Source organism: Mycobacterium sp. IDUB_21 (genome assembly GCF_055419425.1).
Window position 1 is genome coordinate 211,945 of the sequence record NZ_JBVAXQ010000001.1, and the last position, 16,168, is coordinate 228,112.

The window sequence follows — 16,168 nt, forward strand, 5'->3', positions numbered from 1 at the left end:
TCAGCCGCGGGCCGGTTTCGGTGCGGCCAGCTCGGCCAGCGCCGCCAAGAACAACTCATCCATCTGCGGGCTCAACTCGGCCAGTGTCTTGGCGCCGGCATGGCTGGCGGAGCCGAAGACGCGTCCGAGCCGTTCGGGCTCAGCGTTGGCACCGATGGAAAGGCACAGACACGCGACGCCGTCTGCCCGCAGTTCCTCGAGGGCCTTGGCGGCGTCGGCTTCGGCGTAACGGCCTTCGTAGCCTTCGTCGTAGGGGAAGCCGTCGGAAAGGACGATCAGCAACCGATTCGGTGTGCCCGCCTCGGTCTTGAGAATCTCGCCCGCGCCACGGATGCCGGCGCCCAGCCGCGTGTAGCTCGACGGCGCGAGCCCGTTGAGCCGGGCTCGCCCGACGGCGCTGAAACGTTGTCCGAACGTTTTGATCGCCGGCAGCTGAACCGAGTGCCGGCCCTGCGAGCGGAATGCATAGACGGCCACCCGGTCACCGAGCTCTTCGAGCGTGACCGCCAGCGTGGCCGCCGCCCGTCGCTGATGGTCGTGTACGGCCAGGCCATCGGGATCGGCATCGGTGGCGGAGCCGGAGGCATCCAGCAAGATGAGAACGCCGAGATTGCGCGCCAATTTGCGGCGTTCGGTGTAGACGTGTTCCGGTGGCGAGTAGCCGGACCGCAAGTCGACGAACAAGTCGATGAGCGCCTCGATGTCCAGCTCATCGCCATCGGCGCGACCGCGTAAAACCTTGGGTCCCAAGCCGACACGCGACAGGCGTCGCCGAAGCACGTCGTCGTGCACAACACCGGCCTCGGCGACGTCGGCAGCAGCCGTCAGCGGAAAATCGATGACCCGGCACCAGTCGGGCCGATAGCGATTGTTGAAGGCGTCCCACTCCGGATGCAGCGAGCCGCCTACGCCCAGAGCAGCGCCGGGCTTGTCGTCACCGGTGAAACGGATCGGTGTCGGAAGCGGCCGGGCGTTCGGGCCGACCGCCGATGCCCGCCGGATGGACCGGACCTGCAACTCTCCGCCGGCGGCGTCGTCGCTCTGCGACCGTGAATTGCCGAGCATCTTGCGCAGGAAGTCCGAGAGCGCCCGCGAGTTGAACAGCGGGTTCTCGAACAGCTTGAGAATCTTGCTTTCCTCGGACCGGCTGCCGATGTCTTCGTCGTCGTCGTCCTCGTCGGCCTCGGGCAGATCGATGACGTCGAATTCCAGCCGCAGGTCTTTGTCTGTGGCCGGGGTGCCTGGCCCGGCCGGTGACCCAAGCAGCCGGGAGGGCCTGATGACACCGAACCACGCCGGGGAATCGGCGACTTCTCTTCGGCTCCTGGCTATCTCGAGTGACTCCTCGGCGGTGGCGGTGCTTGGAGTCCCATCGAGGGGCAGCGTGGCGGCGAGCGAAATCTGATCGGCGAGTTCGGCAAGGACCCGCCGCCCCTCCAGGGCCAGGTAGCGGCGCGCCAGCGACGGACGTGCCCGTAACGCCTTCACCAGTCGCGGATCCAGGCTTCCCGCACCGAGCAGAGCGCTTTGGACCAGGGTCTCGCGGCGCTGCTCGTCGAGATCAGCGCCCGCCGACACGAAGATGGCGTGACCGTTCGTATGCGCGGCCTCGCCCGCCGGCGCCTGGAAAACGTCGACCGACCTGCCGGCGAGGTAGCTGGCGAGGTACCGGAACCGGTCGGGGGTCTCGGGATCCGAAGCGGTCACGTCCGGGGCAGCACCGCGTCGACGAGCTCACCGAGTGCGCGGATGACGTCGGCGTCGTCGGAGAGGGCCTGGACGATGGCGGACTGGACGGCACTGCGCAGGTTGAGCCCTTCGGCGACCAGGCCGCCGGCCAGGATCAACATCCGAGTCGAGGACACTTCGCGCAGCGGCGAGTTGTCGATGTTCCGGATGGTGTTGCCGAGCCTGACCAGAACACCCGCCGTCTGCGCATCGATGCCGGCCTCGTGGGCCACCACCTCCGTTTCGATGTCGGCGGGCGGGAAGCCGAGTTCGATGGCCACGAATCGCTGACGGGTCGACTCCTTGAGATTCTTCAGCACGCTCTGGTAGCCGGGATTGTAGGAAATAACCAGCTGAAACCCAGGCGCCGCAGGCAATGTCATGCCGAGTCGATCGACCGGAAGCTCACGGCGGTGGTCAGCGAGCGGATGGATGACAACGGTGGTGTCCTGCCGCGCCTCGACCACCTCGTCGAGATAGAAGATCGCCCCCTCGCGTACGGCGCGAGTCAACGGCCCGTCCACCCAGACCGTTTCGCCACCTTTGAGCAGGAATCGGCCCACCAGATCCGCCGATGTCATGTCCTCGTGGCCCGCGACGGTGATCAGATCGCGGCCGAGCGCGTGGGCCATCGCTTCGACGAAGCGGGTCTTTCCACATCCGGTGGGGCCCTTCAGCAACACCGGCAGTCCGCGACCGGCCGCTGCGGAGAAGACCTCCACTTCATCGCGGACGCCTCGGTAGAACGGCGATTCCGGCTTGGTTGGGGCAGTGGTGGGGTGACTATTCGCCAGCACTTGGTTCCTCTCCCTCGAACGGGATGGTCTTGGGCAGTTCGGCGCCCGGTGGCAGGACAAGCACACCGTCGGTGTTGATATAGCCGGAGTGCTTGGTCGGCATCGGCAGCACCGGATTCGGGCATGGCTTGTCGGTGCCGTGCCCGCATATTCCGCCGTTGAAGTAGGAGCGCTTCTGGACATCCTCGGGCCACGGGTCGGCGTGCATACCGAGCCATTGCGCGGGGCCCATGTAGAAGAAGAAGAAGCAGCCGCTGACCCCGGCGAAGATGGCCAGGAACCGGGTGAACTGCTGCCGGGCGAACCCGCCTCGAACCTGGTCCAGTCCACGCTCGACGATCGTGCGCCCGCGGTCGTCGGTGAAGTAGCGCAGACAGCACAGTGCTGCCTGCACAGCTCCCCACATGATCCCTTCGTAGATGGGCCATTGGTAGTACGTGCCGGCATTGATCGACACCGACTGGATGGCACCGGGGTAGGTGTACAACCCGGTCGGCAACAGGACCAGGCCTTCCATCACGAAGTCGAAGACGAAGGAGATCGCATACGTCACCAGGATCAACCGGAGATTGGTGATGTTGGGCCAGCGCGCCTTGATCTTTCGCATGATCCAACATCCGACGATGGTGATCGCCAGCACGCCGTAGGCGTACCCCGGCGCGTTCGTCAGCAGCGGCTCGGCGACCTGGCGGCCTGGCTCCTCGGGCGACACCCAGCCCGGAATGTACGGCGTCCAAGAACCCCGGTTCCACAGCCAGGTGTTGTAGGTGCACCAGGTGTTGAGGTAGTTCAGCAGCGGATCCTGGAAGAACATCAGGCCCATCGCCAGCACGAGCATGCCGTCCAGCGTGATTCGCCGCTCGCGGCGCCACGGCCTGATGAAGAACCACCACACGGCCAATGGCAGGGCGACCCACAGAATCGCCGCGTTCGCGATGAGGGGGATCTTCATGTACATCGGCGGATCGTTCGGCCCCACGGGCACCCGCTCGAAATAGGGCCCGGTGATCCACCGGAACCACACGTACAGCTGGACAGCCAAGATGACGCCGCCGATGGCGGCCCAGATCTGGATCGGCTTCACCGCCAGCTGGGCCTGCTTGCCGAGTTCAGCCGCGCCGCCCAGTGATTCGGTGACGACGGGATCCTTCTTCTTGCTAGACAGATCACTCATGGTGTCCGCCTCCTAACCTGGTGGGTCAACAATTCAGTTACCTTGCTCGTAGGGGACCGTCTTCGGGAATTCGACGCCGGGCGGCAGGACGAGTACGCCGTCGGTGTTGATGTAGCCGGAGTACTTGCCCGGCATCGGCAGAGCGGGATCCGGGCACGGCCGGTCGGTCCCGTACCCGCAGATGCCGCCCATCATGAAGTACGAACGCTTCAGGACGTCGTCCGGCCAGGACTCGGTGTGCAGGGCGAACCACTGCGAGGGAATGGTGTAGAACACGAAGAAGGACGCACTGAGTGCCGCGAAGATCGCCAGGAACCGGATGAACTGCTGCTTGGCGAAGCCGCCCTTGATCTGGTCCAGTCCGCGCTCGACGAATGACCGGCCCCGGTCGTCGGTGAAGTAGCGCAGCGCGCACAACCCGGCCTGCACACCTCCCCACATGATTCCCTCGTAGAGCGGCCACTGGTAGTACGTGCCGGCATTGATCGACCAGGACTTGATCGCACCGGGGTAGGTGAACAGCCCCATCGGCATCAGGAACATGCCTTCGATGAAGAAGTCGAAGATGAAGGTCCAGACGATCAACACGCCGATCAGCCCGCGGTTGCTGATGCCCGGCCAGCGCGCCTTGGCCTTACGCATCACCCAGCAGCCGAGGATGGTGCACATCAGCACCCCGGTCGCATAGCCCGGCGCGTTCATCAGGAGCGGCTCGGCCATCGTCCGGCCCGGTTCGCCGAACGCCACCCAACCGGGAACGTCCTGCACCCACGAGCCGCGGTTCCACATCCAGGTGTTGTAGGTGCACCAGGTGTTGAAGTAGTTCAGCAGCGGGTCCTGGAAGAAGATCAGACCGCAGCCCACCAGCATCATGCCGTCCAGCGTGATGCGCCGCTCGCGGCGCCAGGGCCGAATGATGAAGTAATAAACGCCGATTGGAAAGCCTGCCATGATCACGACGGTCCAGGTGATCAGGACCGCCTTCATCGCCAGCGGCGGATCGCTGGGCCCCGCCGGCACCCGCTCGAAATTGGGCCCGGTGATCCACCGGATCCACACGTACAGCTGAAAGGCCAGGATCGCACCGCCCACGGTGGCCCAGACCCGGACGGGCTTGGACGTGGGCTGAACCTGGGAGCCGAGGGCGGCCGTACCGGCCAGCGACTGTGTGGCAGAGGGCGCGTTCTTGTTGCCCGGCGGTCCGCTCATGACGTTGTCCCCTTCTCAATCGTCGGAGTGCAGCACTCAACCCGTGAGACTTGGCGAACATACCAGCTAGTATCTGAGTAACCAAGAGGATTCTCAGATCCTTGTGGCACAATCCTCGGCATGGCGGAGCGGTGGACACGAGAGCGACGCCTGGCGCGCACCCGGTCGCTTCTGCTGGACGCCGCCGAGGACGTGTTCGCCGAAAAAGGTTTCACCACAGCGACTCTCGACGACATCGCCTATGCTGCCGGATACACCAAGGGCGCCATCTACAAGCATTTCGCCACCAAGGAAGACCTGTTTCTGGAGGTGAGCGACCGGTACTGGCGACGTTATTTCGACAATTTCGCCGAGATAATGTCGACCGCACCGCAGGTCGGCGCCCGCGAACTCGACGAGATCGCCGAGCGGTGGCGCCAACTCAGTCATGACCGCGGCGCCGAGCATGCCGCGCTGGGGCATGAGTTCGCCCTCTATCTGTTGAGAAACCCGGAAGCGCGAGAGCGGGTGGCCGCCAAGAGGTCCGAGGTTGTCGAAGCGCTGGCCGGGTTCATCGTCGAAGGTATCGACCGACTCGGCGCAACACTGCTGATCCCGCCACTGACGCTTGCCCAGGTGCTCATCGCCACCAGCGACTCCGTCGTGCTGGGCAGTCAACTCGACGATGTCGACCTCTACCGGCCGGTCGTGGAGATGTACGTTTCGGCCATCAAGCTGCCCTGACTCCGACCGTGCGGCCGGGCGGCCACCCGCCACAGCCACGTCTGGCGGTATCGACTACTTGAGGTAATGACAAGTACTTGATATTGTTCTCGTGATGCAGCCCACGCCCCGGCTTCGCCCAACGGCGTTACGGCGGCGCGGTGCTGCAGACGGCAAGACGGCGGAGAGCTGGATCGTTCATCGCTACCCGCCAGCAGCGCACTGCGAGCAGTCGACGAGTGAGGGTGAAACGTGATGAGCGTGACGGAGTCGACGTCATGAGCCGGGTTGCCGTGGTGACCGGTGGCGCCTCCGGGATGGGGGAGGCCACCTGTCACGAACTGGGCCGGCGGGGCTATCAGGTCGCCGTCCTCGACGTCAATGACCAAGCCGCACAGCGGGTTGCCGATGACCTGCGCGGCCAGGGCGCGACCGCGCTGGGTATCGGCGTCGACGTCACCGATCGGGCCACCGTCGACGACGCCTTCGCCAAAGTGCGCAGTGAGATGGGGCCGGTCGCCGCCCTGGTCACCAGCGCGGGCATCTTCGGCTACTCCGCCTTCGCCGAGATCACCCCGCAGGAGTGGGCGCGGATCATCGACGTCAACCTCACCGGTACCTTCCACTGCTGTCAGGCCGCGCTACCGGACATGGTCGACGCCGGCTGGGGTCGCATCGTGATGATCTCGTCGTCCAGCGCCCAGCGCGGATCGCCGTTCGCCGCCCACTACGCGGCATCCAAGGGCGCGGTCATCACCTTGACCAAGTCGTTGGCCCGCGAGTATGCCGTGCACGGCATCACGGTCAACAACATCCCGCCCTCGGGTATCGAGACGCCCATGCAGCACCAGGGCCAAGCGGCCGGATACCTGCCGCCCAATGAACAGATCGCCGCCAACATCCCGCTGGGCCGACTGGGCACCGGAGTCGACATCGCCGCGGCGGTCGGGTTCCTGTGTTCGGAGGAGGCCGGGTTCATCACCGGTCAGGTGCTCGGCGTCAACGGCGGATCAGTGATGTGACACAGCATATTTCGTCGGAATTCGGCAAACAGGGAGGTTCAGATGCAGCGATCCGGTAGACCCGCGGAGGGTTCGTGGACCGAGCACTACCCGGAGCTCGGCACCGGCCCGGTCTCGTTCGCCGATTCCACGTCACGGGAGTTCTACGCCGACGAGCGCGAGGCGGTGTTCAAGCGCGCCTGGCTCAACGTGGGCCGAGTCGAGGAAGTGCCCGACCACGGCAGTTACGCCACCAAGGAGATCGAAGCGGCGTCGGCGTCGGTCATTCTGGTGAACGCGGACCGGGGGATTCGCGCCTTCCACAACGTCTGCCCCCGGTGCGGGACGAAGCTGGTCTGGCACGACTTCCCGGATCGGGAGACCGCCGGGCATTCTCAGGAGCTCGCCTGCAAACGCTGCCGTCGCAGCCACGGATTCGACGGCGCCGACCCGGATCTGATCGGAGTGCATTGCGACGTCTGGAACGGCTTCATCTTCATCAACTTCGCAGTCGAACCGCGCCAGGGTCTGCGCGAATTCCTCGGCCCGATGATCACCGCTCTCGACGACTATCCGTTCGGAAAACTCACCGAACGCTACGACTGGGTGGCGCACAACAACAGCAACTGGAAGATCTTCGCCGACGCGTTCCAGGAGTACTACCATGTGCCGTCGCTGCATTCGCAGCAGGTTCCCGCGGCGGTGCGGGTTCCCGACGCCGGCTTCACCTGTGGTCATTTTCAGCTCGACGGGCCGCACCGGTTGGTGTCCACCGCCGGCCGGCGCCGATGGCTGCTGCCCCCGGAGTACATGTATCCGATCGAGCGGGCGACCCACAGCGGGCTGGTCGGTCCCTGGCGGACCCCGGACATCGGCGAGCTGCCGGCCGGGTTGAACCCGGGGAACATCGAGCCATGGGGGATCAGCAACTTCCAGATCTTTCCCAATACCGAGATCCTCATCTACGGCGGCTGGTACCTGCTGTACCGGTACTGGCCCACCTCGCACAACACCCACCGGTTCGAGGCCCACACCTACTTTCATCCGGCCCGCAGCGTGCGTGAGCGCATCGAGCACGAAGTCGCCGCGGTGGTGCTCAAGGAGTTCGCGCTGCAGGACGCCGGAATGCTCGGCGGCACCCAGGCCGCGCTGGAGTACGGCGTCGTCGACGACTTTCCCCTCAACGATCAGGAGATCCTGGTCCGGCACCTGCACAAGGTGGCCGTCGACTGGGTGGACGATTACCGGCGCGACCAGGCTGGAGCCCTGCGATGACCGCCGCGCGGCTGCCGAGCGCCTTCGCCGAACTGGAGAAGTTCGCCGAAACCTGGTGCTTGCCAACAGAAACCGAACGCTTCAACCAGCGGCTGGCCAGCACCATCCCGGAGTTGCGGGTCTTTTACGAGGCGTTCTTCCCGCGACTGGAGGAGGCGATCGACTACTGCGACAAGTTCGCGCTGGACGAACTGCCCGAGGACGCGCTCAACCTGCTGCATCTGATCTATTCGCTGATCATGGTCGCGATGGCGGTGGAGGTGATGGGCCAGCCCGCCCCCGTCGACGCTGCCGACGCCGTCATGATCCGTACCGGCTGGCCCGTTCCGTGACCGCCGGAAATCCCTTGCCGAAAGGACGCAGCCGATGAGTCTGCTCACCATCAACAAACTCACCTCCTCGGTTGGCGCCGAGGTCGTCGACGTCGAGCCGGAACGGCTGGTCGACGACGATCAACTCGGTGCTGCGGTGCTCGAGGCGCTGGAGGACAACGGGGTCCTGGTCTTCCGCGATCTACGGCTCAAACCCCCGGATCAGGTTGCGTTCTGCAAGCGACTGGGCAGCGTCGACTATTCCTCGGACGGCCACCACGAGGTTGCCGGCATCTACCCGATCACGTTGAACTCCGCGAAGAACTCCGCCGCGAGCTACCTGCGCGCCACCTTCGACTGGCATATCGACGGCTGCACGCCGATGGGTGACGAGTGCCCGCAGAAGGCCACCGTGCTCTCGGCGGTGCAAGTGGCCGAGCGTGGTGGCGAGACAGAGTTCGCCAGCTCCTATGTCGCTTATGACTTGCTCACCGACGACGAGAGGCGGCGCTTCGGCTCGCTGCGGGTGGTGCACTCGCTGGAAGCCTCCCAACGTCGGGTCACGCCCGACCCGGCGCCGGAGGAACTGGCGAAGTGGCGGGCTCGACCCACCCACGAACATCCCTTGGTGTGGACGCACCGCACCGGCCGAAAGTCATTGGTGCTGGGCGCCTCCGCCGACTACGTGGTCGACATGGATCTCGGCGAGGGCCGCGCGCTGCTGGCCGAACTGCTCGAGCGCGCCACGGTGGCCGACAAGGTCTATCGCCACAACTGGTCGGTGGGCGACACCGTCATCTGGGACAACCGCGGCGTGCTGCACCGCGCCGCCCCGTACGACCCCGACTCCCCCCGGGAAATGCTGCGCACCACGGTGCTCGGTGACGAGCCCATCCGGTGATCCGCCCACTGGCCGTGACGGTCAACGCGTTTGGCGCCCAGAAGGAGGCCATGTGACCGACTTGTCCACGGAGAGTGAACTGTTCGTCGCCACGGCTCGCGCGTTTCTCGACAAGACCGCGACGCTGAGCGGGCAACGTGACCTGCACACCCAGGGCAGGTCGTATGACCCGAGGTGGTGGCAGCAGGCAGCTGAACTCGGTTGGGCCGGCCTGCTGGTGCCCGAGGATCTCGGTGGGGGCAGCGTCTCGGGCAGCGGTCTGCACGACCTGGCGGCGATCGCCGAAGCGGTCGGGCGCACCGTTGCGCCCGGGCCGCTCTACCCGGTGAGCACCGTGCTGGCCGGTCTGATCGACGCGGACAACGCCGATGACCACGCCGCGAGCGTCGCGGCACTGGTGGGCGGCGAGCAGGTGGCCACCTGGGCGGCGGATGAACCGGGCCGGGCTTTTACGCCGCACCAGTCGAGCGTCACAGCGACCACCACCGATGCGGGCTACCGGCTCAACGGCGTCAAGGACCGGGTCGAGGCCGGCGCGCAGGCAGACCTGATTCTGATCGGCGCCCGCACCGACGACGGTGCGCTGCGCCAGTTCCTGATCCGCGCCGACGCCCCCGGCGTGACGGTGCGCCCGCAGGCCTGCATCGACCTGGTGAAGCAGTACACGCGAATCGAGCTCAATGACGTCGAGATCGATTCGGCGGCAGTCGTCGGCACTGCCGCACAGACAGCGGAACTCATCGACCGGCAGACCCAGGTCGCGATCGCGCTGACGTGCGCTGAAACCGTGGGAATCCTGGACGCCGTGCTGGCCATGACGCTGGAGTGGAGCCGGGATCGGTACAGCTTCGGCCGGCCGCTGGCGTCCTATCAGGCGCTCAAACACCGGCTCGCCGACATGACCATGTGGCTGCACGCCGGCCGCGCCGTCGCCGCCGGCGCCGTCGACAAGATTGCCGCGCGAACCCCGGACGCCGGGATGTGGGCCAGCGCCGCCAAGTCCTACCTGGGGGAGCACGCCGGCCTGCTGGTCCAGGAGTGCATTCAGCTGCACGGCGGTATCGGCGTCACCTGGGAGCATGACCTGCACGTCTACCTGCGGAGGATCACCCTGTACAGCAATCTGCTCGGCACCCCCGGCGAGCACCACCAGGCCATCTTCGCCGCCGCGAACACCACGGAGCCCGCAGCATGAGTCAGACCGCCGCAACAGAGCTCAGCGTTGAGGAGTTCGCCTCCGGGGCGCGTGCCTGGTTGGCCGACAACATGCCGCGGCTGGACCCGCAGACCCCGCCCCGCAACGGGCGGGACGACGAGGGTGCCTGGCAGCGCGCCCGCGACCTTCAGCGACGCCTGTACGAGGGCGGATTCGCCGGGATCTGCTTCCCCCCCGAATACGGTGGCCTCGGCCTGGACATCAGCTACCAGAAGGCCTTCGACGTCGAATCCGACGGCTACGAGATGCCGTTGATCCTCAACGTTCCGACCTTCACCATCTGCTGCGCGACCCTGCTCGACACCGGCAGCGAGGAGCAGAAGCGCGAGCACATCAGCGCCGCGCTACGCGGTGACGAGGTGCTCGTCCAACTGCTCTCCGAGCCCAGCGGCGGATCCGACCTGGCCGGGCTGATCACCCGGGCCGACCGCGACGGCGACGGCTGGGTTATCAGTGGCGCCAAGACCTGGAGCACCAGTGCCTTCGCCGCCGACTACGGGCTGCTGCTGGCCCGCACCGACGCGACGGTGCCCAAGCACGACGGCCTGACCATGTTCCTGATGCCGATCACCGCACCCGGCGTGACGCTGCGGCGCATCCAGCAGGTCGACGGATCCAATGAATTCTGCGAGGAGTTCTTCGACGGTCTGCGCCTCGGCGACGACGCGGTCGTCGGTGAGGTCAACAAGGGCTGGGACGTCGCCTCCCGACTGCTGTTCCACGAGCGTCGCGCCGTCGGCCAGGGTTCGGAGTTCGCCAGCGGCCGCGGCGCCGAACGCACCGAGATGGCTGCCGGTGACTTCCTCACGCTGGCCGCCGAAGCCGGAACCGCCGATGACCCGTTGACCCAGGACAGGATCGGCCGGGTGCTGGCCCGCCGGATGGTCCGCGATTGCCTCGTCGACCATGTCGGACGCGCCATGCGCACCGGGGCGCTGCCGCCGGCCGCGGGCTCGCTCATCCGGCTGTTCCATTCCGACGTGACCTTCCTGGAGGTCGACACCGCCATGCAGGTCGCCGGCCCGCTCGGGGTGGTCGAGGACGAGGCGCACCTGCTCAAGGTCGGCAAACGGTACCTGTCCCGCCAGACGGTGGCACTCGGCGGCGGCAGCAACGAGATGGCGCGCAACGTCATCGCCGAACGGATGCTGGGCCTGCCCCGCGAATACGCCGCCGACCGGGGTGTCCCGTTCAACCAGGTCCGACACAACAGGGCCTGACCGCGGCAGGCGTGAGCACGGTAACCTTTACCGCGATGACGGATCCCGCAGCACAATCGAACACCCAGGGCGTCACCTACGCTTCGGCGGGTGTGGACATCGACGCCGGTGACCGGGCCGTCGAACTGTTCAAACCGCTGGCCGCCAGGGCCACCCGGCCGGAGGTGCGCGGCGGGCTCGGTGGATTCGCCGGGCTGTTCGCGCTGCGCAACGACTACCGTGAGCCGCTGCTGGCGTCCTCCACCGACGGGGTGGGCACCAAACTGGCGATCGCCCAGGCGATGGACAAGCACGACACCGTGGGCATCGACCTGGTCGCGATGGTGGTCGACGACCTGGTGGTGTGCGGTGCCGAGCCGCTGTTCCTGCAGGACTACATCGCCGTCGGTCGCACGGTTCCGGAACGGGTCGGTGCGATCGTGTCCGGCATCGCCGAAGGGTGCGTGCAGGCCGGTTGTGCACTGCTCGGCGGCGAGACCGCCGAGCACCCGGGCCTGATGGAACCGGACCACTACGACATCTCCGCGACCGGCGTCGGCGTGGTGGAAGCCGACGACGTGCTCGGGCCGGATCGGGTGCGCCCCGGCGACGTGCTGATCGCGATGGGGTCGTCGGGATTGCACTCCAACGGCTACTCGCTGGCCCGCGCGGTGCTACTCGACATCGACCGGATGAACCTGGCCGGTCATGTCGAGGAGTTCGGCCGCACCTTGGGGGAGGAGCTGCTGGAGCCGACCCGCATCTACGCCAAAGATTGTCTGGCGCTGGCCGCCGAGACCCAGGTGCGGACCTTCTGCCACGTCACCGGTGGCGGCCTGGCCGGCAACCTGGCCCGGGTCATCCCGGATGGGTTGATCGCCGAGGTGGACCGCGGCACCTGGACCCCCGCTCCGGTGTTCGCGATGATCGCGCAGCGCGGCCGGGTCACTCGGGTCGAGATGGAGAAGACGTTCAACCTGGGCGTCGGCATGGTCGCGGTCGTCGGACCGGAGGACACCGATCGCGCGCTGGCGATCCTGACCGCTCGCCACGTCAACTGCTGGCCGCTCGGCACGGTGGCCAAGGCCGGAAAGAACGCCAAGAAAGGTGCCGGCGCCAAGCTGGTCGGACAGCACCCGAGGTTCTAGGGGCTTTTTCTTCCTGGCTCGGCGTTACGCCTCAGTGCTCAGCGACGCCAGTCGTCGTCACCGTTCCACGAGTCGTCGCCGTCGTGGTTGGATTCCTCAGACCCAGCCAGCTCACGTTGGAGCTGAGTGAAATCAGTTGTCGGTGAGCTGTACTTCAGCTCCCGAGCAACCTTGGTCTGCTTCGCCTTAGCCCGGCCGCGGCCCATGGGGGGACCCCCTCGCGCAATAACGGAGCGGCCCAACGAGCAGGCGGCTCCGATCTGAGTGTGTTTATTGTCCTGCCGACAGCTTACCGTGCCGTGCCCGCGCCTGCCGAGCTGGCCTGCGCCGGTGTGACGACCATCAAGCTCGGCCCCGCAGCCGGTCGACGGCGACCCGCCCCGCGCCCCGCACATCCGGCGGCGGCATCGATTCGGCGTCGATCACCGCGCTGACCTCCCCGTCGGGGCCGGTCGACAGGGGAGTGTCGGCCGGCAGTGCGCGCTTGAGCAGTGCCAGCGCGATCGGGCCCAGTTCGAAGTGATCCACCACGGTGCCCAGCCGGCCCACCGGGCGGCCACCGGAGGTGATCGGGTCGCCCGTGGACGGTCGGTCCGCCGATCCGTCCAGGTGTAGCAGCACCAGCATCCGCGGTGGCTTGCCCAGATTGTGCACCCGGGCCACGGTCTCCTGGCCGCTGTAGCACCCCTTGTCCAGGTGCACCGCGCCGTTGCCGGGCTCGCCGATCCAGTTCATCTCATGCGGGATGCTGCGCTCGTCGGTGTCCACGCCCAGCCGCGGCCGTCGCGCGGCCACCCGCTGCGCCTCGTAGGTCCACACCCCGGCCGGCTTCACCCCCGCCCGGGCCAGCCGGTGCTGCCAGTCGCCCTTCTCGGCGCGCGGAACCAGCAGCTCCAGCGCGTGCTCGCCGGGCCCCCGGCGCACGAACCCGTCCGAGTCTCCGATCGCCACCGCCTCCGCCCCGGGCAGCGCGGCCACGCCCAGTGCGTCGAGCACCGCCGGGTCGGCGAGGCGGGGGCCCAGCAGTGACAGCACCGCGAGATCGGCCGGCTGGATCGCCACGTCCGCCCAGAACACCATCTTGCGAAGGTGCTCGGCCAGCGGATCACCCAGCCACGGCTCGGTGTCGAGATAGCTGCGCTCGCGCAGTTCGGTCTGAACCCAGTGATTGGTGATGTGGCCTTTACCGTCCAGGGTCAGGTTCTCGGTGCTGGCGCCGTCGGGCAGATCGGCGACGTGCTGGGTGCACAGCGTGTGCAGCCACGTCTTACGCTCCGAGCCGCTCACGGTGAGCACCGCCCGATGGGATCGATCCACCAGCACGGCTTCGGTTTGGGCGCTTCGCTGTTCGCCGAACGGATCGCCGTAGTGCCAGACTGCGCCCGCGTCGGGGCCGGGATCGGGGGCGGGGACGGCGGGCACACGTCAACTCTACGGAGCCGCTACGCTCAGGGGCCATGCCCGCCGATCATCACGCCGTGACGATCGTCACCGTCGGCGGCGGAGCGGTCGCCGATTCCCCGCTGTTGTACGCCGACGACCTGGCCGTGCTGCGCGGCGACGGCGTCTTCGAAACCCTGCTGGTGCGCGACGGTGCAGCCTGTCTGCTCGACGCGCACCTGCAGCGGTTGGCCCGTTCCGCCGAGCTGATGGAACTTCCCGCCCCGGATCTTGCCGACTGGCGGCGCGCCGTCGATACGGCGGTGCGGCAATGGGCGGCAGTCGGTGAGGGGGCCTTGCGGCTGATCTACAGCCGTGGCCGGGAAAGTGGTTCCCAAAATAGCCCGCAGCCAACGGCATACGTGATGATCACCCCGCTGCCGGCTCGCATCACCGCGGCCCGCCGACAGGGCGTGACGGCGCTGACCCTGGACCGTGGCCTGCCGGCGGAAGGGCAGCCGCTGCCGTGGCTGCTGGCCGGCGCCAAGACGTTGTCCTATGCGGTCAACATGGCGGCGCTGCGCCACGCCGCCAAGCAGGGCGCCGACGACGTGATCTTCATCAGCTCCGATGGCTACGTTCTGGAGGGTCCGCGTTCCACCGTGGTCGTGGTGGAGCCAGGGCGGATGGTCACGCCGCCGGCGTCGCAGCCGATCCTGCGCGGCACCACCGCCGAGGCGCTGTTCGAGGTGGCTCGCGGTGCGGGCTACCGTTGCGAGTACGCGCCGTTGCGGACTGCGGATCTTGTTGCCGCGCAGGATATCTGGCTGATCTCCAGCATCACCTTGGCCGCTCGGGTGCATACCTTGGACGGCCGGGTACTGAAACCACGGGTTCCGGACGCCGAGTTCACTCAGCTGGTCGACGCAGCCATCGGGCGTTGACACTGCGGGCACGGCGCAGAAGTGCTAGTGGGCCACGCCCTGGGCGCAGAGTCAACGAGGAAGTCAGCCGGCGAAGCGGGCCAGCCGTGCCGAAAGATGCGGCACCAGTTCGCCGTCGGCGTCCACCCGTTCCTCCACGTAGGCCAGGTCGCCGTCCTCGACAATCCCGTAGAGCCGCTTGGCTGCGCCCATCAGGCCTAACGAGCCCACCGACTTACTGCGCGCCAGGGCATCGGTGACCAACTCCCAGGACGCCGGACCGTGTGGGCGTCCGTAGAACAACTCCACGTAGCCGACCGAATGCGCCAGCAACAGCTCGATGGCCTGTGACTCGTCCGGAGGTCGTCCCGGTTCGCCAGGATCACAGACGAACCGCCAGAAACCGGTCTCCCGCAGGGCCGGCCCGGCCAGCTCGTCGGCATCGTCGAGCGGCCAGGACCGCGCTTCCCAGTTCAGATAGTCGCCACCGTCGTGGGAGACCACGATCTGCTGGCCGAACCGGTAGTCGCCGTGCGCACGGTGGCCCACACCTTCGCCGCGCCATACCCCCACCAACGGCAGCAGCGCCAACAGGGCGTCGTGCAGGTTGGCGCCTTCACGCAGGTTCGCTGTGTCGGCCACCGGGAGGTCGACAAACACCGGGATGTTGCGCGCCGCGGTCTCTTTGGCGCGTTCCGCAGCGGCGGCTACCGCGCGGTCGCCCGAACCCGGGACGACCGGGCGGTCGCCACCGCCCTGCGCGTCACCGTCGGGTGCGCTCACATCTCGTCGGTGATCAGCCGGTACAGCGTGTACAGCGCGAACCAGGTGATCAGGCCAGTCGCCGCCACCAGCATCAACTCGAAGAACAAAACCACGAGAGGCAGTCTATCTCGACTCGTCAGGCGACTTTGATGTCGACCTCGTGGATGCCCGCCCCCGAGGGCGTCACCACGGCGTCACCGTTGCCCGCCGAGGACAGTGCCCGCACTGTCCACGAGCCCGGCGCGGCGAAGAACCGGAAGTCACCGGTGGCCGAGGCAACGACCTCCGCGGTGAACTCCTCGGAGCCGTCCAGCAGTCGCACGAAGGCGCCGCCGACGGTCGCACCGGAGCTGTCCACCACGCGGCCGGTGATCACCGTCTCCTTCTCCAGGTCGACGTTGGCCGGCAAGGCGAGTCCTTGTTTCGGTCCAGAGCACAT

General features: G+C 67.1%; 17 protein-coding genes. 9 read left to right on the top strand and 8 right to left on the bottom strand.

Features of this window, described 5'->3' with window-relative positions:
* Genes ACZYY4_RS00995 through ACZYY4_RS01010 form a run of 4 tightly spaced genes read right to left on the bottom strand, consistent with a single transcriptional unit; the run spans position 1 to position 4,908 of the window.
* Positions 1–1,707, bottom strand: coding sequence for a nitric oxide reductase activation protein NorD (locus tag ACZYY4_RS00995; RefSeq protein ID WP_463807551.1), 1,707 nt, complete (start codon positions 1,705–1,707; stop codon positions 1–3).
* Positions 1,704–2,522, bottom strand: a complete 819-nt coding sequence (locus ACZYY4_RS01000; RefSeq protein WP_463807944.1) for an AAA family ATPase — start codon at positions 2,520–2,522, stop codon at positions 1,704–1,706. Before ACZYY4_RS01000 ends, ACZYY4_RS00995 begins: the two co-directional genes overlap by 4 nt.
* On the bottom strand, positions 2,512–3,699 hold the full coding sequence (locus tag ACZYY4_RS01005; protein WP_463807552.1) for a spirocyclase AveC family protein: 1,188 nt from the start codon (positions 3,697–3,699) through the stop codon (positions 2,512–2,514). Before ACZYY4_RS01005 ends, ACZYY4_RS01000 begins: the two co-directional genes overlap by 11 nt.
* 33 nt (positions 3,700–3,732) lie before the next feature.
* Complete coding sequence (locus tag ACZYY4_RS01010) at positions 3,733–4,908, bottom strand: spirocyclase AveC family protein (protein WP_463807553.1); 1,176 nt, start codon at positions 4,906–4,908, stop codon at positions 3,733–3,735.
* A gap of 120 nt (positions 4,909–5,028) precedes the next feature.
* Between ACZYY4_RS01010 and ACZYY4_RS01015 the strand changes: the two genes are divergently transcribed.
* The 8 genes from ACZYY4_RS01015 (at position 5,029) to purM (ending at position 12,661) form a co-directional block, all read left to right on the top strand.
* Positions 5,029–5,631 (top strand): TetR/AcrR family transcriptional regulator, encoded by a 603-nt coding sequence (locus tag ACZYY4_RS01015; RefSeq protein ID WP_463807554.1) that lies wholly within the window; start codon positions 5,029–5,031, stop codon positions 5,629–5,631.
* 257 nt (positions 5,632–5,888) lie between these two features.
* Complete coding sequence (locus ACZYY4_RS01020; protein WP_463807945.1) at positions 5,889–6,632, top strand: SDR family NAD(P)-dependent oxidoreductase; 744 nt, start codon at positions 5,889–5,891, stop codon at positions 6,630–6,632.
* A 42-nt stretch (positions 6,633–6,674) separates the two neighbouring features.
* Positions 6,675–7,886, top strand: a complete 1,212-nt coding sequence (locus ACZYY4_RS01025; RefSeq protein WP_463807555.1) for an SRPBCC family protein — start codon at positions 6,675–6,677, stop codon at positions 7,884–7,886.
* Entirely contained in the window at positions 7,883–8,218 is a 336-nt protein-coding gene (locus ACZYY4_RS01030; protein WP_463807556.1) for a hypothetical protein, read from the top strand. The genes ACZYY4_RS01025 and ACZYY4_RS01030 overlap by 4 nt, the downstream gene beginning before the upstream one ends.
* A 34-nt stretch (positions 8,219–8,252) precedes the next feature.
* Positions 8,253–9,098, top strand: a complete 846-nt coding sequence (locus tag ACZYY4_RS01035) for a TauD/TfdA dioxygenase family protein (RefSeq protein ID WP_463807558.1) — start codon at positions 8,253–8,255, stop codon at positions 9,096–9,098.
* Positions 9,099–9,150: 52 nt separating this feature from the next.
* The gene (locus ACZYY4_RS01040; protein WP_463807560.1) at positions 9,151–10,293 is read left to right on the top strand and encodes an acyl-CoA dehydrogenase family protein; all 1,143 of its coding nucleotides are present in this window, start codon (positions 9,151–9,153) and stop codon (positions 10,291–10,293) included.
* A complete protein-coding gene (locus tag ACZYY4_RS01045) occupies positions 10,290–11,534 on the top strand; it encodes an acyl-CoA dehydrogenase family protein (RefSeq protein ID WP_463807561.1) in 1,245 nt (414 codons plus the stop codon). The genes ACZYY4_RS01040 and ACZYY4_RS01045 overlap by 4 nt, the downstream gene beginning before the upstream one ends.
* A gap of 35 nt (positions 11,535–11,569) precedes the next feature.
* Complete coding sequence (gene purM / locus ACZYY4_RS01050; RefSeq protein ID WP_463807563.1) at positions 11,570–12,661, top strand: phosphoribosylformylglycinamidine cyclo-ligase; 1,092 nt, start codon at positions 11,570–11,572, stop codon at positions 12,659–12,661.
* Positions 12,662–12,699: 38 nt separating this feature from the next.
* On the opposite strand, the gene ACZYY4_RS01055 is transcribed toward purM, so the two are convergent.
* Together ACZYY4_RS01055 and ygfZ are read right to left on the bottom strand one after the other, a co-directional pair.
* Positions 12,700–12,867, bottom strand: coding sequence for a DUF3073 domain-containing protein (locus ACZYY4_RS01055; protein ID WP_463807564.1), 168 nt, complete (start codon positions 12,865–12,867; stop codon positions 12,700–12,702).
* A 136-nt stretch (positions 12,868–13,003) separates the two neighbouring features.
* Complete coding sequence (ygfZ, locus tag ACZYY4_RS01060) at positions 13,004–14,083, bottom strand: CAF17-like 4Fe-4S cluster assembly/insertion protein YgfZ (protein ID WP_463807565.1); 1,080 nt, start codon at positions 14,081–14,083, stop codon at positions 13,004–13,006.
* A 35-nt stretch (positions 14,084–14,118) separates the two neighbouring features.
* On the opposite strand from ygfZ, the gene ACZYY4_RS01065 reads away from it, so the two are divergent.
* Positions 14,119–14,985 carry an aminodeoxychorismate lyase gene (locus ACZYY4_RS01065; protein WP_463807566.1) on the top strand — a complete coding sequence of 289 codons (867 nt, stop codon included), beginning with the start codon at positions 14,119–14,121 and terminating at the stop codon, positions 14,983–14,985.
* A gap of 63 nt (positions 14,986–15,048) precedes the next feature.
* Here ACZYY4_RS01065 and ACZYY4_RS01070 read toward each other — a convergent pair whose 3' ends face one another.
* On the bottom strand, positions 15,049–15,747 hold the full coding sequence (locus tag ACZYY4_RS01070; RefSeq protein WP_463807567.1) for a heme-binding beta-barrel domain-containing protein: 699 nt from the start codon (positions 15,745–15,747) through the stop codon (positions 15,049–15,051).
* A 118-nt stretch (positions 15,748–15,865) separates the two neighbouring features.
* Positions 15,866–16,168 carry a DUF1416 domain-containing protein gene (locus tag ACZYY4_RS01075; protein WP_463807568.1) on the bottom strand — a complete coding sequence of 101 codons (303 nt, stop codon included), beginning with the start codon at positions 16,166–16,168 and terminating at the stop codon, positions 15,866–15,868.

Coding starts and splice junctions, on each gene's coding strand:
- ACZYY4_RS01005 (WP_463807552.1), bottom strand. CDS start 3,699: ATGAGTGATCTGTCTAGCAAGAAGAAGGATCCCGTCGTCACCGAATCA.
- ACZYY4_RS01010 (WP_463807553.1), bottom strand. CDS start 4,908: ATGAGCGGACCGCCGGGCAACAAGAACGCGCCCTCTGCCACACAGTCG.
- ACZYY4_RS01015 (WP_463807554.1), top strand. CDS start 5,029: ATGGCGGAGCGGTGGACACGAGAGCGACGCCTGGCGCGCACCCGGTCG.
- ACZYY4_RS01020 (WP_463807945.1), top strand. CDS start 5,889: ATGAGCCGGGTTGCCGTGGTGACCGGTGGCGCCTCCGGGATGGGGGAG.
- ACZYY4_RS01025 (WP_463807555.1), top strand. CDS start 6,675: ATGCAGCGATCCGGTAGACCCGCGGAGGGTTCGTGGACCGAGCACTAC.
- ACZYY4_RS01030 (WP_463807556.1), top strand. CDS start 7,883: ATGACCGCCGCGCGGCTGCCGAGCGCCTTCGCCGAACTGGAGAAGTTC.
- ACZYY4_RS01035 (WP_463807558.1), top strand. CDS start 8,253: ATGAGTCTGCTCACCATCAACAAACTCACCTCCTCGGTTGGCGCCGAG.
- ACZYY4_RS01045 (WP_463807561.1), top strand. CDS start 10,290: ATGAGTCAGACCGCCGCAACAGAGCTCAGCGTTGAGGAGTTCGCCTCC.
- purM (WP_463807563.1), top strand. CDS start 11,570: ATGACGGATCCCGCAGCACAATCGAACACCCAGGGCGTCACCTACGCT.
- ACZYY4_RS01055 (WP_463807564.1), bottom strand. CDS start 12,867: ATGGGCCGCGGCCGGGCTAAGGCGAAGCAGACCAAGGTTGCTCGGGAG.
- ACZYY4_RS01065 (WP_463807566.1), top strand. CDS start 14,119: ATGCCCGCCGATCATCACGCCGTGACGATCGTCACCGTCGGCGGCGGA.
- ACZYY4_RS01075 (WP_463807568.1), bottom strand. CDS start 16,168: ATGTGCTCTGGACCGAAACAAGGACTCGCCTTGCCGGCCAACGTCGAC.